This is a genomic window from Paenibacillus sp. UMB4589-SE434, from assembly GCF_030226685.1.
In the GTDB taxonomy this organism is placed as follows: domain Bacteria; phylum Bacillota; class Bacilli; order Paenibacillales; family Paenibacillaceae; genus Paenibacillus_B.
This window is the reverse complement of record NZ_JASOYK010000003.1, coordinates 394,824-406,777: the sequence shown is the minus strand read 5'-3', so window position 1 is coordinate 406,777 and position 11,954 is coordinate 394,824. Positions and strand designations below refer to the sequence as shown.

Sequence of the window (11,954 nt, the reverse complement as noted above, 5' to 3'; positions counted from 1 at the left end):
GCAAGTGAAATATATTTAAAAACATGGCAGAGGAGTTATTCATCATGAAAAGAATCGTAACACTGAATACACGAAAGCTAATGGACACAGCAAGACACGGCGGATGCGGTGCATGTCAGACATCTTGCCAGTCTGCTTGCAAGACTTCCTGTGGCGTTGCCAACCAACGTTGTGAAAATGAAATGAACAAATAGTAATTAAAGCTCACCGCCGTCCCTATAAGGACGGCGAATTTGTTTATGCTGGTTAGTCAGTTCGAAGTTGCAATTTGTAGGCAAAAAGGAGTTTGGTTCGCAATATGATTCATCAATATCAACTGAACAGATATAACATCGTGCTCGACACCTATAGTGGCTCAGTGCATGTTGTGGATGATCTGGCGTATGAGATCATTGCACTTTATGAGCATGCAGCTCCCGCACAAATCCTGACCTTAATGAAGGAAAAACATTTTGCTGAGGATAGTATTAGAGAGACATTTTCAGAGGTTGAAGAACTCAAAAGGAATGGGCTGCTCTTTACAGAGGATGTGTATGAAGAACTGTCTATTGATTTACAAAAACGAAAAACATATGTCAAAGCACTCTGTCTTAATGTCGCGCATACCTGTAATCTGTCATGCGAATATTGCTTTGCCAGCCAAGGGAAATACAATGGTGAACGAGCCATCATGAGTGTTGAGGTTGGACAACGAGCAATTGATTACTTGCTGGAACATTCGGGTCATCACCGAAATCTGGACATCGACTTCTTCGGCGGGGAACCGCTTATGGCTTGGAAAGTCGTCAAACAGATCGTAGCGTATGCACGAAGTAAGGAAAAGGAATGGAAGAAGAAATTTCGCTTCACCTTCACAACGAATGGGATGCTGCTGGACGATGAGGTCACCGAGTTTTTGAATCAGGAAATGTACAATGTCGTCTTAAGCCTCGATGGCAGAAAAGAGGTACATGACCAGTTGCGTACAACCGTGACCGGCAAAGGCAGTTATGATCATATCGTACCGAAGTTCCAGGATTTCATCCAAAAGCGCGGCGACCAGGAGTATTATGTACGAGGAACTTATACGCAAAACAATGTGGACTTCACCAATGACATCTTCCATATCGCAGATCTAGGCTTTGACAAAATCTCAATGGAACCTGTCATCTGTGATCCACGGGAACCCTATGCTCTAACCGAGAAGGATCTCCCGGAGATTTATCACCAATACGAAATTCTTGCCAAAGAAATGATTACGCGCAGCGAGCAAGGCAAAGGATTTACGTTCTATCATTACATGCTTGATCTCTCGGAAGGTCCTTGCATCCAGAAGCGAATCTCCGGCTGTGGCTCGGGCACAGAATATCTCGCTGTCACCCCAGCGGGCGAGCTATTCCCCTGCCATCAGTTTGTAGGGGATGAAGCGTACAGCATGGGCAATATCTGGGAGGGCATCACACGACCTGAGCTGCAGGGCCAATTTAAAGAAAGCAACTGCTACGCAAAGCCAGCATGTAAAGATTGCTGGGCTAAACTATACTGCAGCGGCGGCTGTCCTGCCAATGCCCTGCATGCGACGGGTTCCATCAACGGAATTTACGAGTTTAGTTGTGACGTTTTCCGTAAACGAATTGAATGCTCCATGATGGCAAAGGTTGCCGAGTCCATTCGAGAACTTGAAGCTTGTGAGGCGCAGTAATAGGAAAAACAGACCACTATCTCTTGTAATTGAAATAGTGGTCTGTTTGATAATCTATCTATAGATGCATACCATGTAATACTAAGTGGCAGATGATCAACTGCTTGTTGGTAGAAAGTTGAATATGAGAAGTTACAAAAAATAGCTAAGAACGTAATAAAGAGTGCGACAAAGGGCTTTTGACAGCCTGCGTCTCGCTCTTGTTATATTATATATTTTTGTGCGATTGGGAACAGTCCTATTTGCCTGCTGGTATTTTTCAACGTTCAGGATACACAGTATCAATCTCTCGTGCCAAAGCATCGAGCTCAAGGTTCACACTGATTCTCAGCCAACCCTCGGTCAGACTTCGAATCGTACTTTTACTTTATGAATCTTTTTACTCGTACCCCAATTCCCTACTACTATGGTTTGATAATTTCCAAAGGTCTCTTGCTGCGTGACACAATTATCAATCCCAAAAGTTGAATACCGAACACAACAGTGAACATATCAACCCGATTGACAACAAACGCTAAAGCAGGTGAAACAATAATTGCGGCAATAAGGTACCAACGTTTAGCTCCTTGTTTGCCTAGTTCTCCCCGGAAAATGAAATAGAGCATGGCAATGAATAACGTTGCAGATAGAAAAATAGTCACTCCTAAAAGCAAAATGCAAATCTGAATCCACAAAGAGGCTCCTTGCTTCACTAATTGATAGATAAACACAATATATAATGTAATAATCAAAAATAATATAATTGGTCCGAATGGAGCGTACAACCTCTGAATGTAGATCAACCACTCGGTGTTTTCTTCATCTTCTCTTAGTTGGCCCAGTTGCCTTCCAAGTTTGTCCACCTCGCTCACAATCAAAGCCTGCAACGTATGAAGCAGAAGGGGATTAACTTGCTTATAATAATCCCGAATGACCGTTCGTTGTGTACTTGTTAGATAAGGACCACATTCCCCCAACAAAGCATACAACTGCTGCTTACTCACTTCATTATCCTGATTGAGCACATTCGCAATACTTAATTCAAGTTTAGTAAAAAGACCTTGCTTTAATTGCACAATTGCCAGCTCACGCTGTTGTTTGCTATCAATCATACCTTTGAATTGCTTGTACATCCAGACTAGTATCGTGCCTATAATCGAAATAAGCAACGTCTCTGAAGCATTTGCTTTTAAAAATGTAGCAATATCCGCCCACATCGCTATGTTCCGCCTCCAACTTCGTCACCTAACTCCAAGCTCTCGAGTCGCGTCGCTCGATCCACGTGATAATCATTCCACCTCACGCTGATCTTTCCCTGTCGGCGCTTCTCACGCCAGTCACGTAACTGATCTTCGGTTTCCAGTCGCAGCTCCGCAACCTCCACCGCGCGATCAAATATGTATTTTGATGTTAGTAGAACGCTTTTCACGCCATGCCCACCTGGTACAATTCGCTCATCTCGCTCCAGCCATTCCTCTACAGTTAGCTTCACATAAAGCTCACTTGTCGCTCCACGACGCGATGGAATTTCATGAATTTCGTACCGTGGCAGCACTTTCCACGTTTTCACCCGTCCATAAAGCGTGATGCCTGCCTGTTCTCGGCCAAATCGCTTAATTGATTGATAGATCGCAACATACTCAAGCTGCGACAACGTCCCATGTTTTGAAAAATGCTGTAAAGGCACATGATAGAATCCGAAACGTCTAAGATCTCGGAGTTGATTCTCATGGCTTAGTGCCCCTACCAATACCGTTCGTCCGGCTAACTTGTCCGCGTAATACTCTTTCGTTCCCCGCGGTCGTGTCGAACGCTCATATGCTTTCTCTGGACTATCCAGAATAATTTCGTCAAGAAACGCCTCCAGCAGCGATGTCGAATTCGGCAGTAACGGAAAGGCCCCTACGTTCACAAGATCAATACTCTTGTAAAAATGATGCTCCTGATACTTCTCCTCATCCGCATAGGGAAAAAGAACATACGCTCCGAACATACTACGTTCAAGTTCCTTATCATCTGCTCTCAGACCGACTACAATGGCATCCCGATACCGATGCATTGTATTAATATCATCCTCTTGAGGGCCTGGTTCCTTGTATTTTCTGTGATAAGGCGTCCCCTCATAAGCAGGGTTGATCCGATACTTTGCATCAAAAATATATTTGTATTCTACAGCAGAGTCCCGCTTCTTCAATGTCAGAACGTTGTCCGGTTGCTGACCAGTCGTACGACTGCCATCACTAGATGGTAATGCGTTATAGTACAGAATAAACTCCTCACCGTTCTGTGGATGACGATACACTATCTTCGATGCATTTCCTCGCTGCAGCTTCACGAACAATCCGCTTCGATTAAACTTAATTATATCTTGCTTGACCAATTCATATTTGCGGCTTAGAAGCTCGTGAATTTTTAGGAAACACCAGTATTCGTACAACTGCGCAAGATCCTTCATGGATAGACGGAAGAGATCATTTTGGATGGCCAGCCCCTTCATCAGTATCAAATAAAACTTGTAAACATCCCTGTAACCCGGTGCCATCTGTAAAACAAGTGAAGTCGTCATCTGTCGAATATCTCCAACCTGCAAAAAATCCAGCTGCAAGAAACGCTCAACTTCCTTTTGCATCCGAACTATTTTTTTCAACAGCTGGGGATCAGGCGATCGCTCCTTTTTCCCAAGCTGTGTTTTTAAACTTCGCAATTTTGTCTGCACCCGTACAAGCACCCAACGGACAAAACGATTCTCCGGCGTATCATAATCTATAGACCTTCTCGTCTCCAGAACATGTGTTGGGATATAACTCTGGTCATTAATCCTAAGCAATCCATTCCTTCTATCGGCAGCAACTAGCAAATACGGTCGTTTTGTTAGAAATGCGATATTTTCACGCCCCGCCTTTTTTACTCGTGACGATTCAATGATCCGATTATCCATGGTCAGCCTATGATGTGGTGTGCTATGCATCCGTTCTAAGTTCTGTATGAGTTGGTGAAATACATGCTGTAAAATTGCGAATAACTCCGTTAAGCTCTGGTTCCGAGTCTCCTTTAACCCGGTAAGCTGATACGTCTTGCGCAAAAAATCAAAAGACAGATTATAGACTTGGGCATTTACATCATTAAGAATGGTTTGGTAATCCTGCTTATAGTCCATTTTCGATGGGAAAATTTCCAATTGCAGCCGAAACAGAGACTCACCATGAAGACGGAGTTCAAGCTCTGTAAAGCCCACCTCATTCTGAAAATTGAGTATACCAGACAGCAGACGGCCCCCCTTTGGCAAAACAGAGTGACGTAAATTGACATTATCATGGTAAAACGTAATTGGTGTATCCGGCTCCATTTCTACGATCAATTCATAAGTTTGCGTTTCATAAAATAAGGGAGGACACGCATCACCAAACTGCCATGGTACAAGACCCTGCTCCTCAGGTGAGAACAGTTTTATAGATGTAATCTCTAAACTAGGCAAAATCGCCTGTATATGAAGGTGGGCGTCAACCCATGTCGAGTCATCCTTGCGATGAAGTCGTAACATTTCTACCGTCGGGTGATATGGCTTCCCTTGTAAATATAAATTGAAATGATTTGTCTCAATTCTGAGCAGTTCGACTGGGCAATTAAGAGAGCCAATAAGAGGTGAATCCATCCTCATCTAACCTCCGTAACATGAAGATGATTTTTCTAGCGCTTTGTTTATACCTAGCTGACTCAATAACCTTTTCAATATTCTCCCATAGCTCGGATGGGTCTTCTATCAATTCATTAATCGGCAGTTTCCTTCCGACCATAATCTCCAATAGCCGTAGTAGTACAAGTCTTACTGAATCATTACTCCCTTGAATTCTTGGAAGTATTTTCTGCAGGAGTTGAAAATCAAATGCCGCATCCTCAGACAACAACGTCGCTTGTACATTATAGATTAAATAGAAACAGATAGCGTCCCTAATCCGAAATCCGACATGGGAATGAATTGACTCCAGAATCTTATTAACCTCTACTAATTTTGCCGTAGTCTCTTCGATTAGCTCCTTAAATGGTGACTCTCTAACGTATACTTCAGCTAGTTGAAGGTAATCTGAGCGTAAGAAAGCGTTCGGTGCAGGTATTGGTTGAGTATCTGTACTATTAAAAGTATCATTCAGTTCCGGAAGTTGTTCAAGACGGATATAATTAAATTCAATTGTATTCGCTCGATCCAGTACCTTCTTGCTGAATGGATGCGTTGTTTCATCCATATTCACCGTACCGACGAGATACACATTTTCCGGCAAATAAATGTTCCCATACCGCTTTTTATCTTCTTCATTGACAAGCGAGGCTTCACGTATAAGTGGCTCCGTCGTAATCCTTTCTCCCTGCCACTGCTGCGTTTCCAACACACTTAACATATCGCTAAAATAATGCTCCACTCTCGCTAAATTCATCTCATCTAAACAGATAAAATAAGGCTTATGACGATTGTCTGATCGGCACGCTTCTGTCAGTACTTCTATAAGCGGACCAGGTCTGAACTGGTGAGACAGGTCCTTGTACCCCAGGAGATCAGATGGATCGTTCCAATCTGGCCGGATCGGAATAAGAGTAAATTGTTTATTATCACTTGTTGCTCCCAGAGCCTCCGCAAAAAGCTTGGTCAACTTTGTTTTACCCGTTCCAGACACACCAGCTAAAATAACGAATGGTTTAGATTTGAGCGATAAATAAAAGTTCTCGATCAGATGATCAGGGTAGGCGAAGCCTTTACGGCGAATGTAGGCTTTGATTGCCGCCAGCCGTTCGCTCACGGTTAGGTTAATCACAGGCATTTGCTCCTGTTCATCGTTATTCAAGACGACATCAACGTACTGCTTGTAATTATTCACGAGATTATGGAGATCACTTATTAACTGCTCTTCATCGGGTAAATGATCACGATCGTACTTATAATAAGCAACCGTAGATATTTGATAGTCACGCCCCAAGCCGCTAGCAGTAAGGTGAATTTCTTCGTCCTTTTTTAGACCTTCCAATGGAAGCATGTCTCTTATCTCTTGAACCTTTCCGCGTAGGTACTTATAACCTTCAACTTTCCCTTTCTTATTCGGTTCGGTTACACCCTGAGCAAGGGTAAGGTAAACAGACTTCATGTCCTCTGCGAAGAGATAAACGATATACTCACCCTTCTGGGTCGACTTCCCAATTCGACGATCCATAATAGCTATCCATGGTATTGTTGACCAAACTCCCTGACCGACTGAAGCTTGAATCTTCAAATTTTCGTGGATAAAGGGCAGACTCTTGATACTGGAAGGAACTTGTCGCCGAACGAAATCTCCTAAAGGATTTTTTCCGAATGGTTCAATTTTAGCTTTGATGTAATGGGACATGATATGATGCAACGTATCCCTTAGCGAAAATGATACCCCTTGCCGCATTCTGTAATATTGCTCCAACTCTTGCGTAGCGTAATCGTGCAGCTCGATCAGGACATCGTTATCCCATGCTTCATAAAGCTGGCTCTTAAAGCCAATCATTTGATCATGCAGATCTTGTTCAAGGATTTCCTGCAGGGCTGCGATGGGTGTTTGTATCGTCTGCGAAATCTCGCTCAGTGTCACATCTGCCCAACTCTCCATACCACTAATAGGTGGATCAACCAACTTGCCATGAGATTCCCGCTCCTGTAGAAGGTCAAGAAACCTTTTTTTCAAGCTCTGAAAAGAGACCATCCGCTCTCCGCTCACATTCATTTCACTGAGTAACGCTAGGACGAGCACCATTTTGTATGATTTTTGTTTATAGGTGAAGACTCCGGATAGAGTACCTGGTAACGTCATATACATAAACCACCTTAGGAAGATTAAAAATACGATAACATATTACAAATCATTCGCTATAATTGTATCAGGTTCCTGCTATTCACATTCATAATGAAGAAAGCATAAACACTGATCACTTCAAGAAATGACCTTGTAAATATTAAAAATGGACGCAGTTTGGTAGTTAATTTGATTATATCTAAAGCCAACTGATTGATTAAATAAAGTTGGAGTATTATATTAGAAATCATTCTCCCCAGCAAAATGAGTCAGAGTGAGGAGTGGCTCTTGTTGAACATTACCGACCTGTTTTATGTACATAATGAGTTTAAATATGGGGACATGATCTTACTAGATAGATTGCTCACAGCAATCTAATAAAAAAAGAGCACCTAGAAAGGCACCCTTGAAAATGTGAAGCTGCAGGAAATACTCACACCATAAATTAATCGACATCTCCATCCACTTCAAATCCAAAACAATAATGCTGGATAATTAAGAACTTCTACGACATAACCTTACACGCACTCTACATGACTTGAGTGTCGGTCACTGAATTAATGGCTTAAAGAAAAGCAGAGGGAGGGGCAAATCTGTAACGGATTTGCGGTATCCCATCTGCTGTAACTTCGATTCTTTCAACCAACCTATGAAGCATATCGGAAGTAAGGTCCTTTAATTTCATGAACCTTTGCAGTTCTTCCTTCATCCGAGTGACCATAACGTCCAATCCTTTGGTCTGCGCCACGTTAGATAATGTAGACTTCTTCAATTGAAGTTGTTCGATGCTACTGTTAATTTCAGCAGTAACATCCTTGTATTCAGCCTCAGTAATTTTATCCGATGCTAAGAGTCTGATTAATGCCTTTCGCTCATCATTTAGCTTCTGAAGCTGTTTATCTACTGCTTCTAATTGCTTAGTAAGCTGTTTCCTTGATGTTGTCGCCTTTGCCTCAACCCGCTCCAACACGTCCTTCTGATTCAAGGCCTCCGTCCATGTACGGATATCTTCAAGGATGATAGACTTTAGAGCCTCTTCCTTTATGGTGTGCTGTCCGCATACATGTTTGCCATGTTTCAGATGAGTTCCACTAAACACAAGGTATGGGCTGATTTTTCTAGTAATATAGATAAAGAACTCTTTAGTGAGCAAATGTGATGCTCGCTTGTCTATAGAGTAGTCCTTCATTTCGTGGTCGGAGGGGGAGACCTCCATTCTCATTTGCTTGATGAATTGCACTCGATGGTGCGTCTTTTCTTCGCCGCTCTTTCTCCTTGTCGTAAAACATGATTCTACTGCTATTGTTTCTCCAAATTACCGTTTCGGTTTGGTTGTAAGTGACGGTGTCTTTTCTCGGATACTTCATAAGCGATAGTTGAGAGAGATAATCCGTAACTTTACTACCAACATTGAAGTTCCAACAAACGTCTATCCTCTTTACTTTCCATTCGCTACGGTCAATATCGACTCTTAGTTCATTACGGAGTTGATGCGAGAGCATTGTGAAGAAGGCATCAATATCCTTCAATGTTAGAAGGCTGATGTTCTCACCGAATAGGAATTTAGGAATAGATAATTCTACTTCAAGAACGAAAGTAGTAGAGTTGTATTTAACATGTGGTATCTGATTACATGGGAATGTATAGACATCCGTAATGACTCCGGTACTTTTATCAAGAAAAGTAGTTACTTTTGCATCTAGCGTATCAAGAATAATAGACTCAACTACGATATTCTCAGCCTTTATGCGAACTGTATCAAACACAACAAATCTCCCCCTGTAAAGTCAAAATCTTGTTGTTAATTTAAGGTGTTACAGGAACTTGATTGGTGTGCACAGCCAATTGCTCCTTACAGTGAGAATGATCGTGACAAGTACCTGATTAGTTGCGATGCTTATCTAACAACCTTCCCGCCCTCCCTATCGTTTTACCTTTTGCTTCTGTTGCGATTAGTGCATTTACATCGTTATTTTCAATAAAACGTAAGAAAGCGAAGGTAAGGTAATTGCCCTGTTTTATGGTGGTATCTAGATATTTTCAGGTTATTACCGAAGTACTTTTTTGATAAGAAAGGTTATACTTTTCGGTCGTCCTAATGTACGCACAATATGTTTCAGAAAAATTCGTTCAGGCATAATAAAGGTTATCAATGTTGGAGAGATAAATATCGCTTTAATCGGCACCCACCCCCATAACAAAAAAACCTCAGAGAATAGTCTCTGAGGCCTTGTTACTTACCTACAAAACATATTTATATCATCTAAATCTGAGTTAGCATGCCCTCTGACAAACGAACTTTCATCATTTAATGCATCATTGATAAGTGGAATAATCAATTCCTTATTAACTGCTCCATGTATTCTTGCTATATGACCAAAGCAAAGAATAGCTATACCCCTTATATTTTCATTATTATGCTGAGTGTATCGAACCATCAGTTCTTGTACAAACTCTCCATCATCCGCATTTAATGCTAGGGAAAGAAAGCCTCTTACTATTGTGTCAGGGTTATCGGAATTAATTAGGTTTATGATCTCTTGATTCTTCTCTATGTTATTGCTGTAGCGTTCTGTACTTTCATGAACAATATCATCTAATACCTTTTCGAAGGAATCGATGTCCTGCCATATTTGTTGAACAGATTCATTATCTGCGGTCCTAAGTTTTTCAAATGCATTAATTAAACTTTTCTTTGTTTGAATTTCTTTATCCGTTTGCTTTAGGATTATTTGTCTATCTCTATACATGATGTAGTATTTTTTGAAGTTCTCACGAGCCTCAGTAAGTGAATAGTCTTGATTTGGTCCGCCCCAAACATTATCTGCGTGCGGATCATCCTGTCCATCATCTTCCCAATTACATAAACAACAAATCTCCCAACCTCTTCTTTCCTCTAGTGTGGGATAGCCACAACAGGGACAATTAAATCGGGTCATTTGACACTTACCTTTCTTTTTCAGTCATCAACTGCTACTTAAGCTGACCACAGCTAGCACACAACTTTGCGTTTGGCGTTCTCAATGGCTTGCCACAATATTGGCAAGTCGCCAAATAAAGATATTTGATGATGCATAATTGCATTATGATGAACGCCTGAAACACCAGTTATTTTTTCGTATTCCTTTACGACAGGCCTGAATCTCTCATCCATAGATAGCTGTTCTAATGATAGTCCATGCTCTAACTCCTTTGTTGCTTTCATGCAGTCACCATATAACTTATGAATCCGAGCATATTCTCCTTCATCTAACATGGGCATTTCACATTTACAACGCCAACACCACATCATTTTCATAGTTTTTTACTCCATATTCTTAGGATTCTTATCACTAAGAGTTAAAGTTAGGAATATTGAATTACACAACCACTATTCCTATTAAAACCCACTCTAAATAATCACCTTATATTCTTCTGTATTCTTTCAAACCAAACAGAGTCCCATAGAATCATGGCATTATCCAAAAACCATGTTGACCAAAGAACAGGACTCTTTTCCACCACTCTATGGCAATTTTCATGCATTATTAGTCTATTAATTAATTTTCTTACCGTAACAAATAATTGATCAATATCTTCATCAAAGATCTCTGAGAAGTCCCACCATTTACTCATACTTGGGTGCCCGCCGAAAAAATTTCTTATGTCGTATAATCTAGCTAACTGGTGTTTTTCCTCTCCCGACATTTCGAAAGCAGTCAAAGTTAAATCTCTTTGGTTATCAGTACCATTAATATTCATACGTTCTCTCGCATATTGGTGTATCACGTCTACTGTTTTATCTAGAGAAGTTATAGCTTCTTCATAAAATTCACTGTTTAGTAAATTACACGACTTTAGAAAATTGAAATGTATCCTATGAACAAATGGGTCTAATGAGTTTGATTGGTCAATCAAGCAAAATAACTGTCTCTCGTTTGAACTAAGCCTTTTCTTATAGATTGGATTTGCCTCAGATTTTAATGCTAATTCAAGGCTATTCTTACAAGTACTTTTTTCTTCTAGGATCTTGATCATTTTGTGCCCTCTAAAATCACATGTTCGTCCATAAACAAGATTAATTGACGCAATTACATCTATCATCCGACTCCTAGCTACATATTGAGAAGCAAAATGAAAAAACCATGAGATGACATCATATACATGTTCATCTCTACAAATATGTCGTAGTCCCCTATCCCATGAAGGCATTGTGACACCTATATATAAATTCTCCCTCCTACTATCAGGAGCTATTAATAGTTCTTCACCTTCATAACTAAAACCTAATTTTTTTGAATTCACTAAATTTCTAATTATAATCTGCACATTTTTATCACTTTCAAACAAATGACTCATCAATACATTATTTAGTGAGTTTGTAAATTTCCTTGTACTGTGTTCAGGTAGATTCGATTGAGCCCATTGGCAAAACTTACTTTTGAATATTTGAGCACTAGGTGTCAATGGCATTTGTACGTCCATCCTTATTAATTAAAATATAAATACCC

At 40.8% G+C, this 11,954-nt stretch carries 10 protein-coding genes; 2 read left to right on the top strand and 8 right to left on the bottom strand.

The window, feature by feature from the left end; genetic code table 11:
* Positions 1-44 precede the first annotated feature (44 nt).
* Positions 45-194, top strand: coding sequence for a six-cysteine ranthipeptide SCIFF (scfA, locus tag QP775_RS14330; RefSeq protein ID WP_239330081.1), 150 nt, complete (start codon positions 45-47; stop codon positions 192-194).
* Positions 195-298: 104 nt separating this feature from the next.
* Positions 299-1,681, top strand: a complete 1,383-nt coding sequence (gene scfB, locus QP775_RS14325) for a thioether cross-link-forming SCIFF peptide maturase (protein WP_285106951.1) — start codon at positions 299-301, stop codon at positions 1,679-1,681.
* A 404-nt stretch (positions 1,682-2,085) separates the two neighbouring features.
* On the opposite strand, the gene QP775_RS14320 is transcribed toward scfB, so the two are convergent.
* From QP775_RS14320 to QP775_RS14285, 8 genes are all read right to left on the bottom strand, one after another.
* The gene (locus tag QP775_RS14320; protein ID WP_285106950.1) at positions 2,086-2,877 is read right to left on the bottom strand and encodes a hypothetical protein; all 792 of its coding nucleotides are present in this window, start codon (positions 2,875-2,877) and stop codon (positions 2,086-2,088) included.
* Between the two features lie 2 nt (positions 2,878-2,879).
* A complete protein-coding gene (locus QP775_RS14315) occupies positions 2,880-5,312 on the bottom strand; it encodes a restriction endonuclease-like protein (RefSeq protein WP_285106948.1) in 2,433 nt (810 codons plus the stop codon).
* Positions 5,284-7,482, bottom strand: coding sequence for an MrcB family domain-containing protein (locus QP775_RS14310; protein WP_285106945.1), 2,199 nt, complete (start codon positions 7,480-7,482; stop codon positions 5,284-5,286). The genes QP775_RS14315 and QP775_RS14310 overlap by 29 nt, the downstream gene beginning before the upstream one ends.
* A gap of 547 nt (positions 7,483-8,029) precedes the next feature.
* Complete coding sequence (locus QP775_RS14305) at positions 8,030-8,563, bottom strand: hypothetical protein (RefSeq protein WP_285106943.1); 534 nt, start codon at positions 8,561-8,563, stop codon at positions 8,030-8,032.
* A gap of 43 nt (positions 8,564-8,606) precedes the next feature.
* The gene (locus QP775_RS14300; RefSeq protein ID WP_285106941.1) at positions 8,607-9,230 is read right to left on the bottom strand and encodes a phage/plasmid replication domain-containing protein; all 624 of its coding nucleotides are present in this window, start codon (positions 9,228-9,230) and stop codon (positions 8,607-8,609) included.
* A gap of 471 nt (positions 9,231-9,701) precedes the next feature.
* On the bottom strand, positions 9,702-10,403 hold the full coding sequence (locus tag QP775_RS14295; RefSeq protein ID WP_285106939.1) for a CPCC family cysteine-rich protein: 702 nt from the start codon (positions 10,401-10,403) through the stop codon (positions 9,702-9,704).
* Positions 10,404-10,456: 53 nt separating this feature from the next.
* Positions 10,457-10,762: a hypothetical protein gene (locus tag QP775_RS14290; RefSeq protein ID WP_285106937.1), complete on the bottom strand. Its 306-nt coding sequence runs from the start codon at positions 10,760-10,762 to the stop codon at positions 10,457-10,459.
* Between the two features lie 101 nt (positions 10,763-10,863).
* Positions 10,864-11,916 (bottom strand): hypothetical protein, encoded by a 1,053-nt coding sequence (locus QP775_RS14285; RefSeq protein WP_285106935.1) that lies wholly within the window; start codon positions 11,914-11,916, stop codon positions 10,864-10,866.
* Positions 11,917-11,954: the final 38 nt, after the last annotated feature.

Excerpts from the sequence above, each read along its gene's own strand:
- scfA (WP_239330081.1), top strand. The coding sequence starts at position 45 with ATGAAAAGAATCGTAACACTGAATACACGAAAGCTAATGGACACAGCA.
- scfB (WP_285106951.1), top strand. The coding sequence starts at position 299 with ATGATTCATCAATATCAACTGAACAGATATAACATCGTGCTCGACACC.
- QP775_RS14320 (WP_285106950.1), bottom strand. The coding sequence starts at position 2,877 with ATGTGGGCGGATATTGCTACATTTTTAAAAGCAAATGCTTCAGAGACG.
- QP775_RS14285 (WP_285106935.1), bottom strand. The coding sequence starts at position 11,916 with ATGCCATTGACACCTAGTGCTCAAATATTCAAAAGTAAGTTTTGCCAA.
- QP775_RS14315 (WP_285106948.1), bottom strand. The coding sequence starts at position 5,312 with ATGGATTCACCTCTTATTGGCTCTCTTAATTGCCCAGTCGAACTGCTC.
- QP775_RS14295 (WP_285106939.1), bottom strand. The coding sequence starts at position 10,403 with ATGACCCGATTTAATTGTCCCTGTTGTGGCTATCCCACACTAGAGGAA.
- QP775_RS14290 (WP_285106937.1), bottom strand. The coding sequence starts at position 10,762 with ATGAAAATGATGTGGTGTTGGCGTTGTAAATGTGAAATGCCCATGTTA.
- QP775_RS14310 (WP_285106945.1), bottom strand. The coding sequence starts at position 7,482 with ATGACGTTACCAGGTACTCTATCCGGAGTCTTCACCTATAAACAAAAA.